26 protein-coding genes are annotated in these 24,633 nt (G+C 59.6%); 3 read left to right on the forward strand and 23 right to left on the reverse strand.

The features are described 5' to 3' along the window. Positions 1–3 precede the first annotated feature (3 nt). Both A7J50_RS24045 and leuA read left to right on the forward strand, forming a co-directional pair. Positions 4–825: a peptidoglycan DD-metalloendopeptidase family protein gene (locus A7J50_RS24045; protein ID WP_064454032.1), complete on the forward strand. Its 822-nt coding sequence runs from the start codon at positions 4–6 to the stop codon at positions 823–825. Positions 826–1,149: 324 nt separating this feature from the next. Beyond that, positions 1,150–2,829, forward strand: coding sequence for a 2-isopropylmalate synthase (gene leuA / locus A7J50_RS24050; protein WP_053257867.1), 1,680 nt, complete (start codon positions 1,150–1,152; stop codon positions 2,827–2,829). 152 nt (positions 2,830–2,981) lie between these two features. Here the strand turns inward: leuA and A7J50_RS24055 are convergent, their stop codons facing one another. The 21 genes from A7J50_RS24055 to trmJ form a co-directional block, all read right to left on the reverse strand. Next, positions 2,982–3,773 carry an amidohydrolase gene (locus A7J50_RS24055; RefSeq protein ID WP_064454033.1) on the reverse strand — a complete coding sequence of 264 codons (792 nt, stop codon included), beginning with the start codon at positions 3,771–3,773 and terminating at the stop codon, positions 2,982–2,984. Next, a complete protein-coding gene (locus A7J50_RS24060; RefSeq protein WP_064454034.1) occupies positions 3,761–4,909 on the reverse strand; it encodes a pyridoxal phosphate-dependent aminotransferase in 1,149 nt (382 codons plus the stop codon). The genes A7J50_RS24055 and A7J50_RS24060 overlap by 13 nt, the downstream gene beginning before the upstream one ends. 194 nt (positions 4,910–5,103) lie before the next feature. Continuing rightward, positions 5,104–6,573, reverse strand: a complete 1,470-nt coding sequence (gene der, locus A7J50_RS24065; protein ID WP_064454035.1) for a ribosome biogenesis GTPase Der — start codon at positions 6,571–6,573, stop codon at positions 5,104–5,106. Positions 6,574–6,708: 135 nt separating this feature from the next. Continuing rightward, positions 6,709–7,860 (reverse strand): outer membrane protein assembly factor BamB, encoded by a 1,152-nt coding sequence (gene bamB, locus A7J50_RS24070; protein ID WP_064454036.1) that lies wholly within the window; start codon positions 7,858–7,860, stop codon positions 6,709–6,711. Then, entirely contained in the window at positions 7,853–8,470 is a 618-nt protein-coding gene (locus A7J50_RS24075; RefSeq protein ID WP_177410102.1) for a tetratricopeptide repeat protein, read from the reverse strand. The genes bamB and A7J50_RS24075 overlap by 8 nt, the downstream gene beginning before the upstream one ends. 65 nt (positions 8,471–8,535) lie before the next feature. Continuing rightward, positions 8,536–9,825: a histidine--tRNA ligase gene (gene hisS, locus A7J50_RS24080; protein ID WP_064454038.1), complete on the reverse strand. Its 1,290-nt coding sequence runs from the start codon at positions 9,823–9,825 to the stop codon at positions 8,536–8,538. A gap of 21 nt (positions 9,826–9,846) precedes the next feature. After that, positions 9,847–10,956 (reverse strand): flavodoxin-dependent (E)-4-hydroxy-3-methylbut-2-enyl-diphosphate synthase, encoded by a 1,110-nt coding sequence (gene ispG / locus A7J50_RS24085; protein ID WP_064454039.1) that lies wholly within the window; start codon positions 10,954–10,956, stop codon positions 9,847–9,849. Positions 10,957–10,958: 2 nt separating this feature from the next. Beyond that, the gene (locus A7J50_RS24090; RefSeq protein WP_064454040.1) at positions 10,959–11,960 is read right to left on the reverse strand and encodes a RodZ domain-containing protein; all 1,002 of its coding nucleotides are present in this window, start codon (positions 11,958–11,960) and stop codon (positions 10,959–10,961) included. Continuing rightward, positions 11,960–12,718 (reverse strand): type IV pilus biogenesis/stability protein PilW, encoded by a 759-nt coding sequence (gene pilW / locus A7J50_RS24095; RefSeq protein ID WP_064454041.1) that lies wholly within the window; start codon positions 12,716–12,718, stop codon positions 11,960–11,962. Before pilW ends, A7J50_RS24090 begins: the two co-directional genes overlap by 1 nt. A gap of 12 nt (positions 12,719–12,730) precedes the next feature. Further along, positions 12,731–13,879: a 23S rRNA (adenine(2503)-C(2))-methyltransferase RlmN gene (gene rlmN, locus A7J50_RS24100; protein WP_064454042.1), complete on the reverse strand. Its 1,149-nt coding sequence runs from the start codon at positions 13,877–13,879 to the stop codon at positions 12,731–12,733. A 29-nt stretch (positions 13,880–13,908) separates the two neighbouring features. Then, a complete protein-coding gene (gene ndk, locus A7J50_RS24105) occupies positions 13,909–14,334 on the reverse strand; it encodes a nucleoside-diphosphate kinase (protein WP_003175956.1) in 426 nt (141 codons plus the stop codon). An 88-nt stretch (positions 14,335–14,422) separates the two neighbouring features. Then, on the reverse strand, positions 14,423–14,623 hold the full coding sequence (iscX, locus tag A7J50_RS24110) for a Fe-S cluster assembly protein IscX (RefSeq protein WP_064454043.1): 201 nt from the start codon (positions 14,621–14,623) through the stop codon (positions 14,423–14,425). A 14-nt stretch (positions 14,624–14,637) separates the two neighbouring features. Next, positions 14,638–14,979: an ISC system 2Fe-2S type ferredoxin gene (gene fdx / locus A7J50_RS24115; protein WP_015885743.1), complete on the reverse strand. Its 342-nt coding sequence runs from the start codon at positions 14,977–14,979 to the stop codon at positions 14,638–14,640. A 3-nt stretch (positions 14,980–14,982) separates the two neighbouring features. Next, positions 14,983–16,845: a Fe-S protein assembly chaperone HscA gene (hscA, locus tag A7J50_RS24120; RefSeq protein ID WP_064454044.1), complete on the reverse strand. Its 1,863-nt coding sequence runs from the start codon at positions 16,843–16,845 to the stop codon at positions 14,983–14,985. 51 nt (positions 16,846–16,896) lie between these two features. After that, complete coding sequence (gene hscB, locus A7J50_RS24125) at positions 16,897–17,418, reverse strand: co-chaperone HscB (RefSeq protein WP_064454045.1); 522 nt, start codon at positions 17,416–17,418, stop codon at positions 16,897–16,899. Between the two features lie 8 nt (positions 17,419–17,426). Further along, on the reverse strand, positions 17,427–17,750 hold the full coding sequence (gene iscA / locus A7J50_RS24130) for an iron-sulfur cluster assembly protein IscA (protein WP_003209680.1): 324 nt from the start codon (positions 17,748–17,750) through the stop codon (positions 17,427–17,429). Positions 17,751–17,778: 28 nt separating this feature from the next. Continuing rightward, a complete protein-coding gene (iscU, locus tag A7J50_RS24135; RefSeq protein ID WP_003175965.1) occupies positions 17,779–18,165 on the reverse strand; it encodes a Fe-S cluster assembly scaffold IscU in 387 nt (128 codons plus the stop codon). Positions 18,166–18,264: 99 nt separating this feature from the next. Further along, entirely contained in the window at positions 18,265–19,479 is a 1,215-nt protein-coding gene (locus A7J50_RS24140) for an IscS subfamily cysteine desulfurase (protein WP_010207898.1), read from the reverse strand. Between the two features lie 49 nt (positions 19,480–19,528). Next, positions 19,529–20,020 carry a Fe-S cluster assembly transcriptional regulator IscR gene (gene iscR, locus A7J50_RS24145; RefSeq protein ID WP_003194020.1) on the reverse strand — a complete coding sequence of 164 codons (492 nt, stop codon included), beginning with the start codon at positions 20,018–20,020 and terminating at the stop codon, positions 19,529–19,531. 299 nt (positions 20,021–20,319) lie between these two features. Next, positions 20,320–21,105 (reverse strand): serine O-acetyltransferase, encoded by a 786-nt coding sequence (cysE, locus tag A7J50_RS24150; RefSeq protein ID WP_064454046.1) that lies wholly within the window; start codon positions 21,103–21,105, stop codon positions 20,320–20,322. A 2-nt stretch (positions 21,106–21,107) separates the two neighbouring features. Further along, positions 21,108–21,878 carry a tRNA (cytosine(32)/uridine(32)-2'-O)-methyltransferase TrmJ gene (gene trmJ, locus A7J50_RS24155; protein WP_010565226.1) on the reverse strand — a complete coding sequence of 257 codons (771 nt, stop codon included), beginning with the start codon at positions 21,876–21,878 and terminating at the stop codon, positions 21,108–21,110. A gap of 145 nt (positions 21,879–22,023) precedes the next feature. Here trmJ and suhB point away from each other — a divergent pair, with 145 nt between their 5' ends. Next, positions 22,024–22,839: an inositol-phosphate phosphatase gene (suhB, locus tag A7J50_RS24160; RefSeq protein ID WP_003175971.1), complete on the forward strand. Its 816-nt coding sequence runs from the start codon at positions 22,024–22,026 to the stop codon at positions 22,837–22,839. Between the two features lie 205 nt (positions 22,840–23,044). On the opposite strand, the gene A7J50_RS24165 is transcribed toward suhB, so the two are convergent. Both A7J50_RS24165 and secF read right to left on the reverse strand, forming a co-directional pair. Next, positions 23,045–23,587 carry a glycine zipper 2TM domain-containing protein gene (locus tag A7J50_RS24165; protein ID WP_053257883.1) on the reverse strand — a complete coding sequence of 181 codons (543 nt, stop codon included), beginning with the start codon at positions 23,585–23,587 and terminating at the stop codon, positions 23,045–23,047. A gap of 123 nt (positions 23,588–23,710) precedes the next feature. Further along, complete coding sequence (secF, locus tag A7J50_RS24170) at positions 23,711–24,625, reverse strand: protein translocase subunit SecF (RefSeq protein WP_053257884.1); 915 nt, start codon at positions 24,623–24,625, stop codon at positions 23,711–23,713. Positions 24,626–24,633: the final 8 nt, after the last annotated feature.

Consider the following 24,633-nt stretch of genomic DNA (forward strand, 5'->3'; position numbering starts at 1 on the left):
TTGATGCCACGTTTATTGAGCTTGTTGATGCTGTTGTGCCTCACCTTCACCGCCCATGCCGACAGCTACATCACTCGGCTGCTGAACAAGCCGGTGCCCGGTGGCGTCGCGGTGGTTGACCTGGGTACTTCAGCGGCAGCGCCTAAAGCCACCTACCAGAACCGGCCAGTGTTAGTGGTCAAGGAAAAGAACAACTGGCTGGCGATTGTCGGGATACCGCTGACGGTCAAACCTGGCACTCAACGCATCAGCAGTGGCGGGCAAAACCTGCCGTTTGTAGTGGGGTTCAAAAAGTACCCCGAGCAGCACATCACCCTGAAGAACAAAAGCCAGGTGAACCCGGACCCGGCGCAACTCAAGCGCATCGAGGGCGAACTGGCCGTTCAGCTCAAGGCCTACCGCAGCTTCAGCCCGAACACGCCCAGCAACTTGCTGCTGGACAAGCCGGTCAACGGGCCGCTGTCGAGCAAGTTCGGCGTGCGTCGGTTCTTCAATGGCGAAGAACGCAATCCCCATTCTGGCCTGGACTTCGCCGTAGGTGCCGGCACGCCGATCAAGACCCCGGCGGCAGGCAAGGTGATCCTCACCGGTAATTACTTCTTTAACGGCAATACCGTGTTTGTCGACCATGGCCAAGGCTTTATCAGCATGTTCTGTCATATGTCGAAGATCGACGTAAAGGTCGGTGACACACTGGCGCGCGGCGCGGTGGTGGGCAAGGTCGGTTCAACAGGCCGTGCGACCGGGCCACACATGCACTGGAACATCAGCCTCAATGACGCACGGGTCGACCCGGCGATCTTTATCGGCGCTTTCCAGCCCTGAATGACACAATTGCGCGCCCCTTATAGGGCGCGCAATTAAAACAAGCAACCCAGTTGTTTCCAACCATAAAATCTCGTTTCCCACACCCATAGCAGAACTTCTCTCAATTTTTCTCGACTGCTTGCCATCTTTCACCCCGGCGGTTAGGGTTGAGCTTATGAAAACCTCTCACACCCTCATTCAGCTTCGCCAGCACCGCAGCCTGTGCCTCGTCAGCGCACGACTGCCAGGCTGAATCGTTCTGCCTCGTCCCCAGCTTCGCCCCCAAATAACAGTTTTACGGCAGGCCGCCTTTTCTCGGCCCTTACCACAAAGGATTTCCCGATGAGCATGCTCAAAGACCCGTCTTCGAAGTACCGTGCGTTCCCGACCATCGATATCCCGGACCGCACCTGGCCGTCGAAAACCATCACCGAAGCGCCGATCTGGTGCAGCTCCGACCTGCGTGATGGCAACCAGTCGCTGATCGAGCCGATGGACGCGGTGAAAAAGCTGCGCTTCTGGAAGACGCTGGTCGCCGTCGGCGTGAAGGAAATCGAGGCCTCGTTCCCAGCCGCTTCGCAAACCGACTTCGACTTCGTGCGCACCCTGATCGAAGACAACCACATCCCCGAGGACACCACCATCCAGGTGCTGACCCAGGGCCGTGAAGACTTGATCGCACGCACCTTCGAATCGCTGCGCGGCGCGAAAAAAGCCATTGTGCACCTGTACAACGCAACCTCGCCGTCGTTCCGCCGCATCGTGTTCAACCAGGACAAGGACGGCATCAAGGCCATCGCAGTCAACGCGGCCAAGCTGTTCGTCAAATACGCCGCGCAGCAGCCGGAAACCCAGTGGACCTTCGAATACTCCCCGGAAACCTTCAGCGCTACCGAGCTGGAGTTCGCCAAGGAAGTCTGTGACGCGGTGATCGAGGTATGGAACCCGACACCAGAGCACAAGATGATCCTCAACCTGCCGGCCACGGTTGAATGCGCCACGCCGAACATCTATGCCGACCAGATCGAGTGGTTCGGTCGCCATATCAACCGCCGTGACAGCGTGATCATCAGCCTGCACACCCACAACGACCGTGGCACCGGCGTGGCCGCCACCGAGCTGGGCCTGATGGCCGGCGCCGACCGTGTCGAAGGCTGCCTGTTCGGCAACGGCGAGCGTACCGGCAACGTCGACCTGGTCACCGTGGCCTTGAACATGTACACCCAAGGCCTTGACCCGCAACTGGACTTCTCCGACATCGACGGCGTGCGCAAAGTCGTCGAGGAGTGCAACCAGATCCAGGTGCACCCGCGCCACCCCTACGTTGGCGACCTGGTACACACCGCGTTCTCCGGCTCCCACCAGGACGCGATCCGCAAGGGCTTTACCCAGCAAAAAGCCGACGCGCTGTGGGAAGTACCGTACTTGCCGATCGACCCGGCCGATATCGGCCGCAGCTACGAGGCGGTGATTCGTGTGAACAGCCAGTCCGGCAAAGGCGGCATCGCCTACCTGCTGGAGCAGGAATACGACATCAGCTTGCCGCGCCGCATGCAGATCGAATTCAGCCAAGTGGTACAGGCTGAGACCGATCGCGTCGGCCTGGAAATGACCGCGCCACAGATCTACGCCTTGTTGCAGCGTGAATACCTGCAAGCCAATACGCCGTACGCGCTGGTCAGCCATCGCCTGCAGGAAGAGAACGGCAACAGCACGGTGGAAGTGGAAGTCTCGGGCAAAGGCCAGGGCGAAACCAACCTGCGCTGGCACGGCAAGGGCTACGGCACCCTCGAAGCGCTGGTTGCCGCGCTGCCGATCAAGGTCGAGATCATGGACTACAACGAACACGCCATCGGTGCCGGCACCAACGCCAAAGCCGCGGCTTACATCGAACTGCGCGTGAATGGCGAGCGTCCGGTGCACGGTGTGGGGATTGATGAAAACATCACCACGGCCAGCTTTAAAGCGGTGTTCAGTGCGCTGAACCGCTCGTTGAGCCAGCTGGAAGCAAAAGCGGCGTAAGCCTTACCGCTGAAATGCAAAAGGCCCCTGGGTGAGAATCCAGGGGCCTTTTTATTTGTGGTGTCTACTAGGGCCTCATCGCGGGCAAGCCCGGCTCCCACATTTGGAATGCATTCACCTGTGGGAGCGGGCTTGCCCGCGATAGCGGCCTGTCAGACAAACTGAAAGTCATCGGCATCCAGATTCGCCGGAAACTTGGTGCGATACGCCGCCAACTCCGCAGCATTCAGGCACACCTGAAACACCCCGTCCGCCTCCCCCGCGCTCAGCAGTGTCTCACCCTGGAAATCCAGCACCTGACTGTCCCCGGTGTAGGCAAAGCCTTTGCCATCCGTACCCACCCGATTCACTGCAGCCACGTAGCACAGGTTCTCGATAGCTCGCGCCGGTAACAGCCGATTCCAATGCTGGCGCCGCGCGCCCGGCCAGTTGGCGGTATACAGCAGCAAATCCGTGTCCTGAGCATCTCGACTCCACACCGGGAAGCGCAGGTCGTAGCAAATCAGCGGACGGATACGCCAGCCCTTCAACTCAAACTGCACCTGACGCTCGCCCGGCGTGTAATGGTCGTGCTCGCCCGCCATACGGAACAGGTGGCGCTTGTCGTAATGCAGCACTTCGCCATCCGGCCGCGCCCACAGTAGGCGATTGCGGTGGCTGCCATCGGCGGCCTGGATGATCACGCTGCCGGTGACCACAGCGTTGTATTTCGCCGCCTGGCCACGAAGCCAATCGTGAGTGGGGCCGTTTTCACGCTCGGCAAGCATGGCCGATTCCATGGAGAACCCAGTGGTAAACATCTCCGGCAACACAATCAGATCGGCGCCCCTGGCCTGTTCCAGCAGCAGCTCAAAATGTTCGAGGTTGGCCTGACGGTCATGCCACACCAGGCTGGTTTGGACCAGGGCGATATTCAGGTCGGGCAATGTACTCAAATCACGCATAGTTTCTCCGCCGCTTGTTGCAGCGTCTCCTCGCGTTTGGCAAAACACAGGCGCACCAGGCGCTGGCCTTCGGGTGGGTGCTGATAGAACACCGACACCGGAATCGTCGCCACGCCGTGTTCACGGGTCATCCACAGCGACATGGCGACGTCATCCAGATCCGGGCGAATCTGTGAGTAATCCACCAGTTGGAAGTAGGTACCGGCCACCCGGGTAAAGCTGAAGCGCGATGGCGTCAGCAGGTCGCAGAACAGATCACGCTTGGCCTGGTAAAAAGCCGGCAGTTCTTCGACGTGTTCCGGGTGTTCGGCCATGAAGTCAGCCAACGCGTACTGCAAAGGGGTCACCCCGCAGAAGTTGACATATTGATGCACCTTGCGCAGTTCAGCGGTCAGCGCTGGAGGCGCAACCACATACCCGGTTTTCCAGCCGGTGACGTGGTAAGTCTTGCCGAAGGAACTGACTACAAACGCCCGCTGATAAAGCTCTGGGTGGGCCAGCACGCTGGCATGGGCCACGCCGTCGAACACCAGGTGTTCGTAGACCTCATCGCTGACCAGGTAAATATCACGGTCGCGGATCAGTTCGGCCAATTGGTCCAGCTCGGCACGGTTGATCAGTGCACCGGTGGGGTTGTGCGGGGAATTAAGGATGATCATGCGCGTGCGCGGTGAGAGCGCGGCCTTGATCTTCTCAACGTCCAGGGCGAAGCCTTGCAGGCTCAGTTGCACGTGCACGCAGCGACCACCGGCCAGCTCAACCGAGGGCTCATAGCTGTCATAGCTGGGGTCGAACACAATGACCTCATCGCCGCTGCGAATCACCGCCTGAATTGCGCAGAAGATTGCAGCAGTGGCGCCAGGCGTGATAGTCACTTCGCTGTCGGGGTTGACCGTGGCGCCATAGCTGCGCGCGATCTTGGCCGCCACTTGCTGACGCAGGGCCGGCAAGCCGGTCATCGGTGAATATTGGTTATGCCCGCTGGCAACGTGTTTGCCCACCGCATCCAGCAACGCCTTAGGGCCATTGAAATCAGGAAAACCCTGGGACAGGTTGAGCGCGCCGGTTTCGGCAGCGAGTTGCGACATGGCGGTGAAAATGGTCGTGCCGACATTCGGCAGCTTGCTGGTGATCATAGGAGCCCCCTTCGGGTGAGCTGCAAGTTTTAAGCTGCAAGCTGCAAGCAGGTCAAGCGACAAACCGCCAGGCACAAAAAAGGGCTCAGTCAGAGCCCCCGTTGTACCTGGCGATTTGAGTGGCAAGCTATTAGCTTCAAGCTACAAGCAATCCCGCTTCTACTTGCCGCTTGTAGCTTACCACTCACTACTGCTTACTTTTTATCTCGGCGCTTCTTGTCGGCCTTTTTGTGGTGAGTCATCAAACGACGCTTCTTGTTCACCTGACGGTCAGTCAAGGTGTTCTTGTTGCCTTCGTATGGGTTCTCGCCACCCTTGAACTCGATACGGATCGGCGTACCGACCAGTTTCAAGACACGGCGGTAGGTGTTTTCCAGGTAACGCACATAGGACTTTGGCACCTTCTCGATCTGGTTACCGTGAATCACGATAATCGGCGGGTTGGCACCACCCAAGTGGGCGTAACGCAGTTTAATGCGGCGGTTGTTGACCATCGGCGGCGCGTGCTCACCGACGGCGTCTTCCAGGATCTGGGTCAGACGGTTGGTCGGCCAGCGGGTAACCGCGGACTTGAACGAGTTCTGTACGGAGGCGTAGAGGTTGCCCACGCCGGTGCCGTGCAGCGCCGAGATAAAGTGGATATCGGCGAACTCAACGAAGAACAGGCGACGCTGCAGCTCGATCTTGACGAAATCGCGCTCGCTCGGCGTCATGCCGTCCCACTTGTTGATCGCGATCACCAGGGCGCGACCGGCTTCCAGGGCAAAGCCCAGCAAGTTGAGGTCGTGGTCCACCACGCCTTCGCGGGCGTCCATCACGAAGATCACCACGTTGGCGTCTTTGATCGCCTGCAGGGTTTTGACCACCGAGAACTTTTCAACTTCCTCGTGGATCTTGCCGCGCTTGCGCACACCAGCGGTGTCGATCAGCGTGTACTTCTCGTCGTTACGCTCGAACGGGATGTAGATACTGTCGCGGGTGGTGCCGGGCTCGTCATACACGATAACCCGATCTTCACCGAGCATGCGGTTAACCAGCGTCGACTTGCCGACGTTCGGGCGGCCGATGATGGCGATCTTGATACCGTCTTTTTCGCTCGGGCCAGGAATGCGCTTGGCTTCCTCACCTTCGGCGACGATCTCTGCTTCGCCCTCTTCTTCCTCGTCGTCATCCTTGGGGAAGTCGCGCAGGGCGATTTCCAGCATCTGGGTGATGCCGCGACCGTGAGCACCGGCGACCGGGATCGCGTCGCCCAGGCCCATCGGGCTGAACTCGGCGCGGGCAGCCTCAGGATCGATGTTATCGATCTTGTTGGCGACCAAATAGGACCGCTTGTTGCGCTTGCGAAGGTGCTCGCCAATCATCTGGTCGGCAGCGGTGTAGCCCGCACGGGCGTCCACCAGGAACAACACAACATCGGCTTCTTCAATGGCCAGCAGCGACTGCTCGGCCATCTTTTCGTCCATGCCATGCTCGTCACCGGAGATACCACCGGTGTCGACAATAATGTAGGAGCGCCCTTGCCACTTTGCCTCACCGTATTGGCGATCACGGGTCAGACCGGACAAGTCGCCGACGATGGCGTCGCGAGTCCTGGTCAGGCGGTTGAACAAGGTGGACTTGCCGACGTTAGGTCGGCCCACCAGGGCGATTACGGGAACCATGCGGCTCTCCACTTCGTTATTTCAGAAAATACAAAAGCCGCTGCAAGGCAGCGGCTGGTGCTCGGGGCAGCATATTCAAATGCCGCATGCCCCGCCGAAGCGGGGCCGCCTGGGTTTTACCCCAAGCATAATTCTTTACTTGATGGTCAGGGCTTCCAGCTTGCCGCTGTTGCCAAACACGTAAAGCATGTTACCCACAACCAGCGGACGGGCACGCAGGCCGTCGCTGTCGATACGCTCGCGGCCGACAAAACGACCGTCCACCTGGCTCAGCAGATGCAGGTAACCTTCGAAGTCACCTACCGCTACGTAGCTGGAGAACACTTCCGGTGCCGACAGTTGACGGCGGGCCAGGGAGTCGTTGCTCCACAGTGCAGTGGTGGAACGCTCGTCGACACTTTCAACAGTGCCGGACGCCAGGCTTACGTAGACGCTGCCAAACCCTTGGGCGACACCGGCATAACTGGAAGCATCACGCTGCCAGTTGATGCGGCCGCTTTGCAGGTCCAGCGCAGCAACGCGGCCCTGGTAGGTGGCGACGTAGATGGTTTCGCCCGACAGCAGCAAGCCGCCGTCGATGTCCACCACGCGGTCCAGTTCGGAACGACCCTGAGGGATTGCCACACGGGTTTCCCAGGCCGGCACGCCGTTCTGGGTATCCAGGGCGACCACTTTACCGGTCGACAGGCCTGCGATGGCCAGGTTGTTGGTCACAATCGGACCACTGGTGCCGCGCAGGGTCAACACCGCAGGGGTGCTGTCGTACAACCAGCGCTGGTTGCCGGTGGCGGCGTCCAGGCCAATCACACGGTCGTCCTGGGTTTGCACCACGACGATATCGCCGTTGGTGGCAGGCGCGGAGAGCACTTCACTGGTCACGCGAGCGCGCCATTTCTCTTCACCCGTTGCGGAGTCCAGAGCAACCACGTCGCCTTTGAGCGTACCCACCAGCACCATGCCGTAGCCGACGCCCACGCCACCGGAAACCGGCAGCTCGAGGTCTTTCTTCCACTTGACGTCGCCATTCATGCGATCCATGGCAATGATCACGCCGGTGGAGTCAGTGGCCACGATGTTGTCGCCGTCGATCGCCGGCTGCAACAGGTTGTACAGGTCGCCCTGGCCATCACCCACGGAGCGGCTCCACTGCTTTTGCAGGACCACTTCTTCCTTGAAGCTGGTCAGCTCGGCAGGAGGCAGTTCTTTTTTACTGTTGCTGCTGCAACCCGCGGCCAGAACGGCCAGAGCCAGCAATGCTGCATGTTTCCAACGGATCACGTCACGCATCCCCTTTGGCCAAGTCGTCCAGCTTGATTTGTAAGCCACCGACCGCCGCTTCATCAGACAGCGCCGCCTTGGCTTTTTGGTACGCAGCATGGGCTTCGTCGGTACGACCCAATTGGACCAAGAGGTCGCCCTTGAGCTCTTCGCGAGTGGCCACGAATGCCTTGTCAGCATCGCCGTCGAGCAGTTTGAGTGCTTCGTCAGCCTTGTTCTGTGCCGCCAATACCTGGGCCAGGCGCTGACGTGCGATTTCACCCAGGGTCGGGTTCGTCGGCTTGTCGGCGATGGCCTTCAGCTCAGTGGCCGCGTCGTCCAGTTTGCCGGTGTCGACCGCGACTTTCGCGACGAACAGGCTGCCGTACTGGGCGTAAGTGCTACCGCCAAATTCGCTTTTCAGCTTGCCGGCCAGGTCCGCCACTTGGGCAGGATCGGGCTTGCCGTCCGGCGTCAGGGTGGTTTCCAGCAATTGCTGATAGAGGACCGAGGCGCCTTGGGACTGGTTGGCCTGATACTTGTGCCAGGCTTGCCACCCGAACACCACCACTAAAGCCAGCAGGCCGCCAGTAACCAGGGGCTTGCCGTTACGCTGCCACCAGTCCTTGAACTCGGCCATCTGCTCATCATCAGTACTCGACACCCCAATACTCCTTAATCGCTAAATTCGGCTGTTCGACAGCTTCAACCCTGCACGACGCAGGTGGCCAAGTGCGCGGCGAGCGCATCAAAGGCAATGTTCTGTTGCTCGCCCTGACCACGCAGGGGTTTGAAACCTATCACTTGCTGGGCCAGTTCGTCATCGCCCAGGATCAGTGCATACAGCGCACCGCTCTTGTCGGCCTTCTTGAACTGGCTCTTGAAGCTGCCAGCGCCGGCATTGATCTGCAGGCGCAGGTTCGGCAGCTGGTCGCGCACTTTTTCGCTCAGGGCCAGGGCTGCCAGCTCGGCGGCCTCGCCAAAGGCGCAGAGGTACACGTCCACCTGACGGGAGATTTCTTCCGGGACCTGCTCCAGGGTTTCCAGCAGCAGGATCAGCCGCTCGATGCCCATCGCAAACCCTACGCCCGTGGTCGGCTTGCCGCCCATTTGCTCCACCAGGCCGTCGTAGCGACCACCGGCACATACGGTGCCTTGGGCACCAAGCTTGTCGGTGACCCACTCGAATACGGTCTTGCTGTAGTAATCGAGGCCGCGAACCAGCTTAGGGTTGATCACGTAGGGAATACCGGCCGCATCCAGGCGAGCCTTGAGGCCCTCGAAGTGCGTGCGGGATTCGTCGTCCAGGTAGTCGGCCATTTTCGGCGCGTCGACCAGTACGGCTTGGGTGTCGGCGTTTTTGGTATCGAGGACGCGCAACGGGTTGGTTTTCAGACGGCGCTGGCTGTCTTCATCCAATTTGTCCAAGTGAGCAGACAGATACTCGACCAGGGCGACGCGATAGCGGCCCCGGGATTCGCTGGTGCCCAGGCTGTTGAGTTCAAGCTTGACCGCGTCGCGGATGCCGAGCAGGCCCCACAGGCGCCAAGTCAGCACGATCAGCTCGGCGTCGATGTCCGGACCGTCGAGGTTGAACACCTCGAGGCCGATCTGATGGAACTGGCGATAACGGCCTTTCTGCGGGCGCTCGTGGCGGAACATCGGGCCGATGTACCACAACTTCTGCGGCTGGCCACCACCGGTGAGGCCATGCTCAAGCACGGCACGCACGCACGCAGCGGTACCTTCCGGACGCAGGGTCAGGGAGTCGCCGTTACGGTCTTCAAAGGTGTACATCTCTTTTTCGACGATGTCGGTCACTTCACCGATGGAGCGCTTGAACAGCTCGGTGAATTCAACGATCGGCATGCGGATCTGCTTGTAACCGTAGTTATCCAGCAGGCGCGCGACCGTGTTTTCGAAGTAGCGCCACAGTGGCGTCTGCTCCGGCAGGATGTCGTTCATGCCACGAATGGCTTGCAGAGACTTGCTCACATCTAATCCTTAAATTCGTTCTTAGCCGCGCGCGATCAGCGCTGCGTCAGCCGCGACCTTTTCGGCCGCTTTCTGGCGGATCAGCTTTTCCAAGTGATCCACCAGATTCTCATTCGTCAACTTCTGCGACGGCTTGCCGTCGATGTAAATCAGGTTTGGCGTACCGCCAGTCAGGCCGATGTGCGCCTCTTTGGCTTCACCCGGGCCGTTGACCACGCAACCGATCACCGCAACATCGAGCGGCACCAGCAGGTCTTCAAGGCGCAACTCCAGGTCGTTCATGGTTTTCACCACGTCGAAGTTCTGCCGCGAGCAGCTCGGGCAGGCAATGAAGTTGATGCCACGGGAACGTAAACGCAGGGATTTGAGAATGTCGTAGCCGACTTTCACTTCCTCTACTGGGTCTGCCGCCAGGGAGATGCGGATAGTATCGCCAATCCCTTCGGCGAGCAGCATACCGAGACCCACCGCAGATTTCACTGTGCCTGAGCGCAAACCGCCCGCTTCAGTGATACCCAGGTGCAGCGGCTGCACGATTTCCTTGGCCAGCAGGCGGTAGGCTTCTACCGCCATGAACACGTCGGAGGCCTTTACGCTGACCTTGAAGTCCTGGAAATTCAAGCGCTCAAGGTGCTCAACGTGGCGCAGCGCCGATTCAACCAGCGCCGCCGGAGTCGGCTCGCCGTATTTCTTCTGCAGGTCTTTTTCCAGGGAACCGGCGTTGACGCCGATACGGATCGGAATCCCGCGGTCACGGGCTGCATCCACCACCGCGCGCACACGGTCTTCACGACCGATGTTGCCCGGGTTGATGCGCAAGCAGTCGACGCCCAGTTCGGCCACGCGCAATGCGATCTTGTAGTCGAAGTGAATGTCGGCAACCAGCGGCACCTTGACCAGTTGCTTGATGCGACCAAATGCTTCGGCAGCGTCCATGTCCGGCACGGAAACCCGCACGATGTCCACACCGGCCGCTTCCAGACGGTTGATCTGGGCGACGGTGGCGGCGACATCATTGGTGTCGCTGTTGGTCATGCTCTGCACCGCGATAGGGGCATCGCCACCCACCGGCACCGAGCCGACCCAGATCTTGCGCGATACGCGACGTTTGATTGGAGATTCGCCGTGCATGACTATTGTCCCAACTTGAGGCGAGCGGTCTCGCCACTGGTGAACGGCGCCACGTCCACAGGCTGGCCGTTGTAGGCCACTTGCGCGCCACGGGCATAACCCAGACGCAGCGTCAAAGGAGGCTTGCCGCCCTGGTCAAGCGTATCTCCCTTACGCTTCAAACCGCTAAACAGCACTTTGCCATTGCCATCGGTGACTTGCGTCCAGCAGTCAGAGATGAAGGTAATCTGGATATGCCCATCGCCGGCCACCAATGCGGGTGTGCTGGGCGGCGAGACTGCCGGCGTTGCCGGTGCAGCTGGAGCAGTGGTCGCTGGAGCCTGTGCCGGAGCGACTGGAGCATGCGCCTGGGCAACGGGGGCCACCGGAGTGGCAGGCACCGCCGGTACTGGCACAACGGCGGTCGCAGCAGGTGCCGTGCCGGCTTCCGCAACGGGCTGCTCGGCAGTGGCTGGCGCTTCCGGCACGGCCTGGCCTTGAGCAACGGCCTGGTCTTCCGGCTCATCCAGCGGATGAATCTGGGTGGTGCCGTCGGCGCTTTCGACTTCGACATGCTCCAGGGCGTTGCTGGTCAGGTCCTTCGTGCGCTGGGAGGCCTGATCCTGCCACCAGACGAAGCCTCCGCCGATCACGGCGATCAGCAGCAAGAGGCTGACAATACGCAAAATCGTGTGGGAAACCCGCACCGGCTCTTCGATGCGACCGAGGCCATGCACATTGCTGCCCTGGGAGTCGGTGCCGGTGAATTGGTCGAACGCTTGGACCAGTACGGTTTGGTCAATGCCCAGCAACTTGGCATAGGCGCGAATATAGCCGCGGGCAAAGGTGTGCCCAGGCAGCTTGTCGAACGCGCCGGCTTCCAGGTTGCCCAGGGACGTGGCGGTCAAATTGAGCTTGAGGGCCACTTCTGCCAGCGACCAACCATTGCTTTCGCGGGCCTGACGCAAGGTCTCGCCTGGGTTTACGCGATTAGCTGCTACAACTTCCGGGTGCGCCGCTTTCATCATTGCTCCGACAGGTATTGCTGATATTCCGGCGTACCGGGATAGAGTCGTTCGAGTTGCTGGCCAAAACGTGCGGCCGTGTCGCGTTCTTCATGAACCGTCGCCAGCCGCACACCGAGCAATAGACTACGTGCATTTTGCCCGCTGAGCAGGCTAAAACGCTCGTAATAGTCACGTGCCGGCACATAATGCCTGTCTTCGTAAGACAACTCAGCCATTTCGAGCAACGCGCGTGGCTGGCTACCGTTCAGGTGCAGGGCTTTTTCCAGCTGCCGACGGGCGCTGTCGCGCTGGCCAAGACGCATTGAGGTCACCCCAAGGTTCTCGAACACGCGCGAGCGTTCAGGATAAAGAGTATCGGCGCTGGCTTGTTGGAAATAACGGGAGGCCTGGTCATAACGTTTCTGCTCGAACAGGAAACTGCCGTAATTGTTCAGCAGCCGAGGGTCGGCGGGACGCACGGACAAGGCCTTGTGGAAATACTGATCAGCCAGCACGGGCTCGGCCTGCGCCTGGAATACCAAAGCCAGTGCGGCATTCGCGTCGGCATCGGCGCTGTCCAGCTCCAGGGCCTTTTTCAACGGCACCTTGGCCTGCTCGCTCATGCCTTGGCGCAGATATCCCAAACCCAATTGCACATAGGCAACTCGCGCCTCATCACGGCCTTTATCGGTGTGCAAAGGGCTGTCATGGCCCGATGAAACACAACCGGCCACGAGGCCGGTAAAAAGTAAAAGCAGCGCAAGGCGCAAGGGCATAGAGATCCTCTCTCAGATTCGATTCACAGCAATTTGCGGCAAATCTTCGGCGGCGTTAAGTTCGCGCACGGCGATATAACGTTCGCTGCGACGGGTGCGATCCAGCACCTGCCCTACCAATTGGCCACAGGCGGCGTCGATGTCTTCACCACGCGTGGTGCGTACGGTGACGTTGTAGCCGGCCTGGTGCAGTTGATCCTGGAAACGGCGGATGGCGTTGTTGCTCGGCCGCTCGTAACCAGAATGTGGAAACGGGTTAAACGGAATCAGGTTGATCTTGCACGGGGTGTTCTTGAGCAGCTCGATCATCTCGACCGCGTGCTCGACCTTGTCGTTGATGTCCTTGAGCATGGTGTACTCAATGGTCAACACACGCTTCTCGCCCAAGGTCGCCATGTAACGCTGGCAAGATTCGAGCAGCATCTTAAGCGGATACTTCTTGTTGATCGGCACCAATTGGTTACGCAATGCGTCATTGGGTGCGTGCAGCGACAACGCCAGGGAGACGTCGATGTGCTTGGCCAGCTCATCGATCATCGGCACCACGCCTGAGGTCGACAGGGTCACACGGCGCTTGGAGATGCCATAGCCCAGGTCGTCCATCATCAAATGCATGGCGGCAACGACGTTATCGAAGTTCAGCAGCGGCTCACCCATGCCCATCATCACCACGTTGGTGATGGCACGGTCGACGGTTGCCGGGACGCTGCCAAAGGATTTGTTGGCAATCCACACCTGGCCAATGACTTCGGCGGCGGTGAGGTTGCTATTGAAGCCTTGCTTGCCGGTGGAGCAGAAACTGCAGTCCAGGGCACAGCCAGCCTGGGACGAAACGCACAATGTGCCGCGCTTGCCCTGGGGAATGTAAACGGTCTCGACGCAGCTGCCGGACGCCACGCGCACCACCCACTTACGGGTGCCGTCGCTGGAGATGTCCTCGCTGACCACTTCGGGGCCACGGACCTCAGCAATGACCTTGAGCTTGTCGCGCAGGGCCTTGCTGACGTTCGTCATGGCGTCGAAATCGTCGACGCCAAAGTGGTGAATCCACTTCATTACCTGACCGGCACGGAAACGCTTCTCCCCGATTGAGTCGAAGAATTTTTCCATTTCCTGTTGAGTCAGACCCAGCAGGTTGGTTTTAACAGTCGATGTAGTCATGGATTCACCCTCACTCTTTAAGCCGATGCTTAGCGAGCGGTTACTTCAGTAGCAGCGAAAAAGTACGAGATTTCGCGAGCAGCAGCGGCTTCGGAGTCCGAACCGTGAACAGCGTTGGCGTCGATCGATTCAGCGAAATCAGCACGGATGGTGCCGGCAGCCGCTTCTTTAGGGTTGGTAGCGCCCATCAGCTCACGGTTCAGAGCGATAGCGTTTTCGCCTTCCAGAACCTGAACAACAACAGGACCGGAGATCATGAAGGCAACCAGGTCGCCGAAGAAACCACGAGCGCTGTGCTCAGCGTAGAAGCCTTCAGCTTCAGCTTTGGACAGTTGCTTGAGTTTCGAAGCTACAACCTTCAGGCCGGCTTTTTCGAAACGAGTGGTGATCTCGCCGATGACGTTTTTTGCAACAGCGTCAGGCTTGATGATGGAGAAAGTACGTTGAACAGCCATGGTGTAACTCCAGAAACGGTAATTTACGAAAAATTAAACCCGCGAATTATACGCGGGTTATTGGGTATTGCCTAACCTGCGGGGATGATCAGTCGATTTCTTCGATCCAGAGCGCCTGGACCGCTTCCAATACCTTCTCGCCACAACGGCCAGAGGTATTGTCGAAATCAGGCAGCTCCATGATCCAGCGCTGCAGATCAACGAAGTTGACCGTCAGCGGACTCACATCCGGCTTGGCTTCAGCGAGCTCTTCAGCAATGCGCTGTACATCATTCCAACCATAGTTCATGACAATACTACCCATCAGTGCGGCGCTTCGGCCGCATGGTTGAGCGAATATTTCGGAATTTCGACGGTGATGTCTTCAGTCCCGACTTTTGCCTGACAGCTTAGGCGAGAAGTCGCCTCCAGGCCCCAAGCGCGATCCAGAAAGTCCTCTTCCAGCTCATCCGCTTCTTCCAGAGAGTTGAAACCCTCGCGAATCACGCAGTGGCAGGTGGTGCAGGCGCAGACACCGCCGCAGGCACTCTCGATCTCGATGTGGTTGTCATGGGCAACTTCGAGGATGGACTTGCCGGTCTCAGCCTCCACAACCATACCGTCCGGGCAATGCTCGGCGTGTGGCAGAAAAATGACCTGCGGCATTAATTATTCCTCGATTTCATTCAGATTGCGTCCCGCCAGGGCGGCTTTTACCGACTGGTCCATACGACGGGCGGCAAAAGCATCGGTCACTTGGGACAAACGCTTGGTCTGTTGCTCGATGGCATAACCATCGTTGCCTTTCATCAGTTCGGCCAGCTCCTGCATCTGCAGGTCGATGACCATGCGCTCTTCGGCGTCCAGCAGACGCTCGCCATCAGCATCAAGGGCACCCTGCACCGCTTCAAGCAGGCGCTGGGCATCGACTTGCTGCTCGCGCAGTACACGGGCGACCTTGTCATCACCGGCGTACTGGAACGAATCCTTGAGCATCTTGGCAATTTCGCCGTCGGTCAGGCCGTAGGACGGTTTGACCTGGATGCTGGCTTCAACGCCCGAGGCCAGTTCACGCGCAGCCACGCTGAGCAGGCCATCGGCGTCGACCTGGTAGGTGACGCGAATCTTCGCTGCACCCGCCACCATCGGCGGAATACCGCGCAATTCAAAGCGCGCCAGGGAGCGACAGTCGCTGATCAGCTCGCGCTCGCCTTGCAGCACATGAATCATCATGGCCGTCTGGCCATCTTTATAAGTGGTGAAATCCTGGGCGCGGGCGACGGGGATGGTGGTGTTGCGTGGAATCACCTTCTCCATCAAGCCGCCCATGGTTTCCAGCCCCAGGGACAGCGGAATCACGTCGAGCAGCAGCAATTCGCCACCATCGCGCTTGTTGCCGGCCAGGGTGTCGGCCTGGATCGCAGCACCAATGGCGACAACTTGATCCGGGTCGATTTCAGTCAGCGGCTGGCGACCGAAAGCTTCGGCGACGGCTTCGCGAACGCGTGGCACACGGGTCGAACCGCCAACCATGACCACGGCGGCTACGTCTTCCAGTTCGACACCGGAGTCACGTACGGCGCGACGGCACGCCCTGAGGCTGCGAGCGACCATCGGCTCGATCAGCGCATCAAAGGCTTCCCGGGTCAGTTGAGCCGACCAGGAACCGTAGGAAACGTCTACAGAATTGGCGTTCGTCAGTGCTTCTTTGGCCGCACAGGCGGTTTGCAGCAATTTACGCTGCGCGCCCGGATCCAGGTCGGCGGACAAGCCGGCGCTGGTGATGATCCAGCCGGCAATCGCGTGATCGAAGTCATCGCCGCCCAGGGCGGTATCGCCACCGGTGGCCAGCACTTCAAACACACCGCCGGTCAGGCGCAGGATCGAAATATCAAAGGTGCCGCCACCCAGGTCATAAATAGCAACCAGGCCTTCGGCGTGTTGATCCAGGCCATAAGCCACAGCGGCGGCAGTCGGCTCGTTGAGCAGGCGCAGCACGTTCAGGCCGGCGAGCTTCGCCGCGTCCTTGGTGGCTTGGCGCTGAGCATCATCGAAATACGCAGGAACCGTGATCACCGCGCCGACCAATTCGCCGCCCAAGGTGGTTTCTGCACGCTGGCGCAGCACCTTGAGGATATCAGCCGACACTTCCACCGGGCTTTTCGGGCCCTGGACGGTGTCGATGAACGGCATATGGGATTCGCCGCCGACAAAGCGGTACGGCAGTTGCTCGCCCAGTTGCTTGACGTCGGACAGACCACGACCCATCAAGCGCTTGACCGACAGCACGGTGTTCAAAGGGTCGGAAGACGCCGCCAGCTTCGCCGACTCACCGACTTCGGTGCGATCAGCGTGATAGCGCACGGCGGACGGCAGGATAACCTGGCCATCGGCGTCGGGCAGCGGCTCGGACAGGCCGCTGCGCAAGGCGGCGACCAGGGAATTGGTGGTGCCCAGGTCAATCCCGACCGCCAGACGACGCTGGTGCGGTTGAGGGCTTTGGCCGGGTTCGGCGATCTGCAGTAGAGCCATGGTAATCAGGTCTTATCTGTCTATCAGGCGTGCAACACGGGCAGCACTGGGTTAATCGTCGAGGCGCTCTTCTAGCTGGCGCACTTCGTAGGTGAGCTTGTCGAGGAACTGCATGCGCCGCATCAGGCGTTCGGCCTGTTCACGTTGCGCGGCATCATTCCAACAGGCTGCGAAGCTTTCGTTGAGCTCATCCTGGGCCACTTTCAGACGACGCTTGAAGACGGCGACACCGGCCACATCGGCTTCGTCCTGCAAGTCTTCGAGCTCTTCGCGCCATTGCATCTGCTGCATCAGGAAGTCCGGGTCGTGCACCGTGACTTCAATCGGCAACTCACCACCGTTCATCGCGAGCAGATAGCGCGCGCGTTTCGGGGGGCTTTTGAGCGTCTGATAGGCTTCATTGAGGCTGGCCGATTGCTCCAGCGCCAGGCGTTGCTCACGCTCGGAAGCGTCAGCGAAGCGGTCCGGATGCACCCCACGCGCCAATTCTCGGTAGCGCGTGGCAAGCTGCTCAAGGTCCAGCCGAAAGCTCGGCTGCAGCTCGAATAAAGCGAAATGACAAGGAGTACCCACAAATAGCCTCAGATGTTGAAGCTTTCGCCGCAGCCACATTCACCGCGCACGTTGGGGTTGTTGAACTTGAAGCCTTCGTTCAACCCTTCCTTGACGAAATCGAGTTCGGTGCCGTCCAGGTAGGTCAGGCTCTTAGGGTCGATGATCACTTTCTCGCCGTGACTTTCGAACACCTGGTCCTCTTCAACCACCTCGTCGACAAACTCCAGCACGTAGGCAAGGCCGGAACAGCCCGTGGTGCGAACACCCAGACGAATCCCCTCACCTTTACCGCGCCCATTCAGGGAGCGGCGAATGTGCTGCGCAGCCGCTTCTGTCATGCTGATAGCCATCGTTGACTCCTTACTCGTCGCCAAATGCTTAGATCAAGCCTTTCTTCTGCTTGTAGTCGCGGACGGCCGCTTTGATAGCGTCTTCGGCGAGTACGGAGCAGTGAATTTTCACTGGCGGCAGTGCCAGTTCTTCGGCCAGCTGGGTGTTGCTGATGGTCACAGCCTCATCCAGGGTCTTGCCTTTCATCCACTCGGTAGCGAGGGAGCTGGAAGCAATGGCGGAACCGCAGCCGTAAGTCTTGAACTTGGCGTCTTCGATAACGCCAGCGTCGTTGACCTTGATCTGCAGGCGCATAACGTCGCCGCACGCCGGAGCGCCGACCATGCCAGTGCCGACATCAGGGTCTTCCGCGTTCATCTTGCCGACGTTGCGCGGGTTTTCGTAGTGGTCGATGACCTTTTCGCTGTAAGCCATGGTACTGAATCCTCACTCATCAGGGCCGCTCTGGAACCCTGTAAAAACGCCTGCGTTTTCCGCCACGTTTCTACAGAGCTTGGGTGGCGGCTTCTATAGTTAGTGTGCCGCCCACTCGATCTTGGAAATATCGACACCGTCTTTGTACATGTCCCACAGCGGCGACAGAACGCGCAGCTTGTTGACGGCTTCGCAGACTTTCTGCGCGGCGTAATCGACTTGCTCTTCGGTGGTGAAACGGCCGAACGTAAAGCGGATCGAGCTGTGTGCCAGTTCGTCGTTGCGGCCCAGGGCGCGCAATACGTACGAAGGCTCAAGGGAAGCCGAGGTGCAGGCCGAACCGGACGAAACTGCCAGGTCCTTGAGCGCCATGATCAGCGACTCGCCTTCGACGTAGTTGAAGCTCAAATTCAGGTTGTGCGGTACGCGGGCAGTCATGCTGCCGTTGATGTACAGCTCTTCAAGGTTCTCGACCTGCTTGTAGAAGCGGTCGCTCAACGCTTTGATGCGCACGTTTTCGGCAGCCATGTCTTCTTTGGCTACACGGAAGGCTTCGCCCATGCCAACGATCTGGTGGGTCGCCAGGGTGCCCGAACGCATGCCGCGCTCGTGACCACCGCCGTGCATGGTGGCTTCGATACGCACGCGAGGCTTGCGGCTCACGTACAGCGCGCCGATGCCTTTAGGGCCGTAGGTCTTGTGGGCGGAGAAGGACATCAGGTCGACTTTCAGTTTCGACAGGTCGATGTCGACCTTGCCGGTGGACTGAGCAGCGTCGACGTGCAGCAGAATGCCCTTGGAGCGGGTCAGTTCGCCGATGGCTGCGATGTCGTTGATGGTGCCGATTTCGTTGTTCACGTGGATCACGGAAACCAGGATGGTGTCTTCACGCAGCGCGGCTTCGATCATGGCCGGGGTGACGATACCGTCGGTGGTTGGCTCGAGGTAGGTAACCTCGAAACCTTCACGCTCCAGTTGGCGCATGGTGTCGAGGACAGCCTTGTGCTCAATCTTGGTGGTGATCAGGTGTTTGCCTTTGGTCGCGTAGAAATGCGCCGCGCCCTTGATTGCCAGGTTGTCGGATTCGGTGGCACCGGAGGTCCAGACGATTTCGCGCGGGTCGGCATTGACCAGGTCGGCGACTTGGCGACGAGCGTTCTCGACCGCTTCCTCGGCTTTCCAGCCGAATACGTGGGAACGGGAGGCCGGGTTGCCGAAGTTTCCGTCGACCAGCAGGCATTCGCTCATCTTTTGCGCGACACGCGGATCAACCGGGGTGGTCGCTGAGTAATCAAGGTAAATCGGCAATTTCATGGACTTTCTCCTAATCAGGCTGGCTGGCGTGCCGTTAGCTCTGCGGCTGTCACTCGACGGCGGACGCTTCGATCTTGTCCAGACGCGGCGCCTTGGTGTTGCAACGGCGCTGGTCCTGACGCTGGGCTACTTCTTGCACCTCACGGCGAGTCACAAGATCAGCCAAGCTGATACCACTCAAAAACTCATGGATCTGCAGGCTCAAGTCACACCACAAGTGGTGGGTCAGGCAGGTGTCGCCAGCGTGGCAATCACCCAAACCCTGGCATTTGGTGGCATCGACGGATTCGTTGACCGCGTCGATCACCTGGGCTACCTGGATGCCCTGCATGTCGCGGGACAGTTGGTAGCCGCCACCCGGCCCACGTACGCTGGAAACCAAGTTGCTACGGCGCAATTTGGCGAACAGCTGCTCGAGGTAGGACAGGGAAATGCCTTGGCGCTCGGAGATATCGGCCAGGGACACCGGCCCAGTTTGCGCGTGCAAGGCCAGGTCAAGCATGGCGGTTACCGCGTATCGGCCTTTTGTAGTCAGTCTCATGGACAAGTACCAAGGTGTTTCAGAATGGGAGCAAGTATGCGATTCCCGAGTATTTAAGTCAACTATAAGACCTAGTGCTTTAGTCGGGATTACCCGTAAAAAGGGCGCGCGAATCATAGCAGGGTGGGGTGGGATGGAACAGCGGGAACGGACAACCAGCACTGCCAGAGACAACGAAGATCAAATGTGGGAGCGGGCTTGCTCGCGAAGGCGCTGGGTCAGCCAGTATATTCAGCGACTGACACACCGCTTTCGCGAGCAAGCCCGCTCCCACAGGGTCTTGCGGTGATTGCGAGACCTCAGCCAGCCTTGGTGGTGGCAGCCTCGTTCTTGATCTCGGCGAAGTCTTCTTCGCGCAGCTCAGGCAGGTCCTTGGCGCAGTAGCTGCTGCCCAGCTCCTTCAGCGCGCCGCACATACCGTCCAGCTTGCCGTCCACTGCCTGCAAGTGGTCAAGCAACTGGCCAATGGCGCGCGCCACCGGGTCGGGCATGTCTTCGCTGACGCCATAGGCATCGAAACCGATCTTCTCCGCCATGGCCTTGCGCTTGGCTTCCTGCTCGTCGCCGACTTCCGGCTTGACGATGATGCGCCCAGGAATACCTACCACGGTGGCGCCAGGCGGCACGGCCTTGGTGACCACGGCATTGGAGCCGACTTTGGCGCCCGCACCAACGGTAAACGGGCCAAGCACCTTGGCGCCCGCCCCCACTACCACACCATCACCCAGTGTCGGGTGGCGCTTGCCTTTGTTCCAGGTGGTGCCGCCCAGGGTCACACCCTGATAAAGGGTGACGTCATCACCGATTTCGGCGGTCTCGCCAATCACAATGCCCATGCCATGGTCGATAAAGAAGCGACGCCCGACTTTGGCCCCCGGGTGAATCTCAATCCCCGTCAGCCAGCGACCGAAGTTCGACACCAGCCGCGCCAGCCATTTCCAGCCCATACCCCACAGGGCGCCGGACAGGCGGTGAATCCAGATCGCGTGCATGCCCGGGTAGCAGGTCAGCACTTCAAAGGCGTTGCGCGCCGCCGGGTCACGGTGGAAAACACTCTGGATATCTTCTCGCAAACGCTCGAACATTTTTAATCCTTCCGCTTAAGAAGCTCGCCACGGGCCGCTTTCTGGGTTTCCGTGAGGATGCCACGCAATATATTCATTTCCGCTCGGCTGACCGAGCTGCGCCCGTACAGGCGACGCAGGCGCGCCATCAAGTGCCGTGGTTTTTCCGGATCGAGGAATTCGATGGCCACCAGGGTTTGCTCCAGGTGCTCATAGAACCGCTCCAGCTCGTCCATGGTGGCCAACTCGCCACTTTTGGTCGACGCGACTTCATCCTTCTCTACCTTGCTCGGCTGACCTTCAGCGGCCAGCCAGGCCATGCGCACTTCATAACTCAACACCTGCACCGCCGCCCCGAGGTTCAGCGAGCTGAACTCAGGGTCGGATGGAATGTGCACGTGGTAATGACATCGCTGCAGCTCTTCATTGGTCAGGCCGGAATCTTCACGACCGAACACCAGGGCGATTTCGGCACCGCCGGCGGCCTCTTCCACCACTTTGGTGCCGCATTCGCGCGGATCCAGCAGCGGCCAAGGGATACGACGGTCGCGAGCGCTGGTGCCGAGCACCAGGTTGCAGCCGACCAACGCGTCTTCCAACGTGGCGACAACCTGGGCTTTTTCCAGGATGTCATTGGCGCCGGACGCACGGGCATCGGCCTCGTGGTGCGGGAACAGGCGCGGCTCGACCAGCACCAGGCGCGTCAGCCCCATGTTTTTCATGGCTCGCGCCACCCCGCCGATGTTGCCGGGATGACTGGTATTGACCAAGACGACACGAATGTTTTGCAGCAAGGGAGGCGCTCTCGGACACGGGAAAGGGGAGCAAATCTTACAGAACAGCCTAAGGTTATGCCATGAAAGGTAACGTCGTCCTTCACCTGAAGAAAGTTTCTGCTAGAATGCCCGGCTTTCTTTAACAACCTTAGGTGACACATCCATGCAGCCCATGCTGAATATCGCGCTGCGCGCCGCCCGCAGCGCCAGTGAATTGATCTTCCGCTCCATCGAGCGCCTGGATACCATCAAGGTCGACGAAAAAGACGCCAAGGATTATGTATCCGAGGTGGATCGCGCCGCCGAACAGAAAATCATCGACGCGCTGCGCAAGGCCTACCCTACCCACGGCATCCTCGGCGAAGAAACCGGCTTGCACAAAGGCAGCGGCGAAGGCGAAGACTACCTGTGGATCATCGACCCACTGGATGGCACCACCAACTTCCTGCGCGGCATCCCACACTTTGCCGTGAGCATTGCCTGCAAATACCGTGGCCGCCTGGAACACGCTGTCGTGCTCGACCCGGTTCGCCAGGAAGAATTCACCGCCAGCCGTGGCCGTGGCGCCCAGCTGAACGGTCGTCGCCTGCGTGTAAGCGGTCGTACCAGCCTGGACGGCGCCCTGCTGGGCACTGGCTTCCCGTTCCGTGACGACCAGATGGACAACCTGGAAAACTACCTGGGCATGTTCCGCGCCCTGGTTGGCCAAACCGCCGGCATCCGTCGCGCCGGTGCTGCCAGCCTGGACCTGGCTTATGTTGCCGCCGGTCGTTTTGATGCGTTCTGGGAGTCGGGCCTGTCCGAGTGGGACATGGCGGCAGGCGCCCTGCTGATCCAGGAAGCGGGTGGCCTGGTGAGCGACTTCACCGGTGGTCACGACTTCCTTGAGAAAGGCCACGTCGTTGCCGGTAACACCAAATGCTTCAAGGCAGTATTGACGGCGATCCAGCCGCACCTGCCGGCTTCGCTGAAGCGTTAAGCGAGCGAGCACAAAAAAGCACCCCGAGGGGTGCTTTTTTTATGCCTGGGATTTGGGCGATACGGCAATTCCAGCTACAACCGATACCCAATGTGGGAGCGGGCTTGCTCGCGAAAGCGGTGGGTCAGTCAATAAATCTGTTGATTGACACTACGCCTTGGCGAGCAAGCCCGCTCCCACATTTTGAACCGCACCCGACTTGGAATTACTGCTGGTTCTGACCCAGGATCAGACGACCTTCTTTATCCACTGGAATCTGGCCACCGGGATCACGGTCCATGCGCACCGAACCTTCCTTGCCATCCAGGGTGTACCGCACGTCATAGCCGACAACTTTGTCGCTGATGTCGTTGACGGTGTTACAACGGGTTTGCGTAGTGGTGTAGGTATCGCGGTTCTGCATGCCTTCCTGAACCTTGTTACCGGCGTAACCGCCACCCACCGCACCGGCTACAGTCGCCAGCTTCTTGCCATTACCGCCACCGACCTGGTTGCCCAACAGGCCACCCGCCAGCGCACCGACCACGGTACCGACGATTTGATGTTGATCCTGCACAGGCTTCTGCCGGGTCACGGCGACGTCCTTACAGACTTCGCGCGGGGTTTTAATCTGGGTTTTCACCGGCTGCACCGCCAGCACTTGCGCATACTCAGGGCCGCTTTTTACCAGGCTGTAGGTGGCAACAGCACCCCCGGCAGTCACACCGACAGCACCCAATACCGCACCAACCAGCAACGACTTGTTCACGTGAACCTCCTGACCATCACAAACGGACCGAAACGTCCGCGCTATACCCAGCCTTGGAGCGAAAAAAAAGGCGCGAGTTCAATACTCGCGCCTTCTTTGTAACAGCGTTTCAACAAGCGCCCATCAAGGGCGGTCGTCGACCTCCTTGCCGGTAGTGGCAGGCGGGATCAAATCCTCGCTGTTGAGGTTCAGCCAGATCAGCACCACGTTGGCGATGTAGATCGACGAGTAGGTGCCCGCCAGAACGCCGATGAACAGCGCCAGGGAGAAGCCCCACAGGTTGTCGCCACCGAAGATCATCAGCGCAGCAATCGCCAGCAAGGTGGAGATCGACGTCGCCATGGTCCGCAGCAGGGTCTGAGTGGTGGAAACGTTGATGTTCTCGATCAGCGACGCCTTGCGCAGTACGCGGAAGTTCTCACGAACCCGGTCGAATACCACGATGGTGTCATTGAGGGAGTAACCAATGATCGCCAGCACCGCCGCCAATACCGTCAGGTCGAAGGTAATCTGGAAGTACGCCAGGATACCCACGGTCACGATGACGTCGTGGATCAGCGACACAATGGCGCCTACACCGAACTTCCACTGAAAGCGGAACGCCAGGTAGATCATGATGCCGGCCAGCGCCATCAGCATGCCGAGGCCGCCCTGGTCGCGCAGCTCTTCACCGACCTGCGGGCCCACGAACTCGACGCGCTTGACCGACGCCGGGTTGTCGCCGCCGACCTTCTGCAAGGCCTCGGCTACCTGGTGACCCAGTTGTGGATCTTCGCCCGGCATACGCACCAGCAGGTCGGTGGTTGCACCGAAGCTCTGCACGATGGCTTCGTGATAGCCGGCCTTGACCAGCTCGTTGCGCACCAGAGTAACGTCGGCCGGCTTCTCGTAGGTCAGCTCGATGAGCGTACCGCCGGTGAAATCCAGACCGTAGTTCAGCCCCTTATGGAACCAGCTGAACAACGCCAGAACGGTGAGGACCATGGTGAAGCCGAACGCAACGTTGCGAACGCCCATGAAGTTGATTGTACGTAACATGGCAGCCC

It is taken from the genome of Pseudomonas antarctica, from assembly GCF_001647715.1.
Lineage (GTDB): Bacteria > Pseudomonadota > Gammaproteobacteria > Pseudomonadales > Pseudomonadaceae > Aquipseudomonas > Aquipseudomonas antarctica_A.

What these genes read in the sequence shown, in the direction of transcription:
- suhB (WP_003175971.1), top strand. Translation starts at nt 22,024, where the DNA reads ATGCAGCCCATGCTGAATATCGCGCTGCGCGCCGCCCGCAGCGCCAGT.
- iscX (WP_064454043.1), bottom strand. Translation starts at nt 14,623, where the DNA reads ATGAACTATGGTTGGAATGATGTACAGCGCATTGCTGAAGAGCTCGCT.
- A7J50_RS24140 (WP_010207898.1), bottom strand. Translation starts at nt 19,479, where the DNA reads ATGAAATTGCCGATTTACCTTGATTACTCAGCGACCACCCCGGTTGAT.
- ispG (WP_064454039.1), bottom strand. Translation starts at nt 10,956, where the DNA reads ATGCACGGCGAATCTCCAATCAAACGTCGCGTATCGCGCAAGATCTGG.
- A7J50_RS24075 (WP_177410102.1), bottom strand. Translation starts at nt 8,470, where the DNA reads ATGGCCGAGTTCAAGGACTGGTGGCAGCGTAACGGCAAGCCCCTGGTT.
- leuA (WP_053257867.1), top strand. Translation starts at nt 1,150, where the DNA reads ATGAGCATGCTCAAAGACCCGTCTTCGAAGTACCGTGCGTTCCCGACC.
- der (WP_064454035.1), bottom strand. Translation starts at nt 6,573, where the DNA reads ATGGTTCCCGTAATCGCCCTGGTGGGCCGACCTAACGTCGGCAAGTCC.
- A7J50_RS24090 (WP_064454040.1), bottom strand. Translation starts at nt 11,960, where the DNA reads ATGAAAGCGGCGCACCCGGAAGTTGTAGCAGCTAATCGCGTAAACCCA.
- A7J50_RS24055 (WP_064454033.1), bottom strand. Translation starts at nt 3,773, where the DNA reads ATGCGTGATTTGAGTACATTGCCCGACCTGAATATCGCCCTGGTCCAA.
- hscA (WP_064454044.1), bottom strand. Translation starts at nt 16,845, where the DNA reads ATGGCTCTACTGCAGATCGCCGAACCCGGCCAAAGCCCTCAACCGCAC.
- iscU (WP_003175965.1), bottom strand. Translation starts at nt 18,165, where the DNA reads ATGGCTTACAGCGAAAAGGTCATCGACCACTACGAAAACCCGCGCAAC.
- cysE (WP_064454046.1), bottom strand. Translation starts at nt 21,105, where the DNA reads ATGTTCGAGCGTTTGCGAGAAGATATCCAGAGTGTTTTCCACCGTGAC.
- iscR (WP_003194020.1), bottom strand. Translation starts at nt 20,020, where the DNA reads ATGAGACTGACTACAAAAGGCCGATACGCGGTAACCGCCATGCTTGAC.
- fdx (WP_015885743.1), bottom strand. Translation starts at nt 14,979, where the DNA reads ATGCCGCAGGTCATTTTTCTGCCACACGCCGAGCATTGCCCGGACGGT.
- A7J50_RS24045 (WP_064454032.1), top strand. Translation starts at nt 4, where the DNA reads ATGCCACGTTTATTGAGCTTGTTGATGCTGTTGTGCCTCACCTTCACC.
- A7J50_RS24060 (WP_064454034.1), bottom strand. Translation starts at nt 4,909, where the DNA reads ATGATCACCAGCAAGCTGCCGAATGTCGGCACGACCATTTTCACCGCC.
- bamB (WP_064454036.1), bottom strand. Translation starts at nt 7,860, where the DNA reads ATGCGTGACGTGATCCGTTGGAAACATGCAGCATTGCTGGCTCTGGCC.
- rlmN (WP_064454042.1), bottom strand. Translation starts at nt 13,879, where the DNA reads ATGACTACATCGACTGTTAAAACCAACCTGCTGGGTCTGACTCAACAG.
- ndk (WP_003175956.1), bottom strand. Translation starts at nt 14,334, where the DNA reads ATGGCTGTTCAACGTACTTTCTCCATCATCAAGCCTGACGCTGTTGCA.
- iscA (WP_003209680.1), bottom strand. Translation starts at nt 17,750, where the DNA reads ATGGCTATCAGCATGACAGAAGCGGCTGCGCAGCACATTCGCCGCTCC.
- secF (WP_053257884.1), bottom strand. Translation starts at nt 24,625, where the DNA reads ATGTTACGTACAATCAACTTCATGGGCGTTCGCAACGTTGCGTTCGGC.
- pilW (WP_064454041.1), bottom strand. Translation starts at nt 12,718, where the DNA reads ATGCCCTTGCGCCTTGCGCTGCTTTTACTTTTTACCGGCCTCGTGGCC.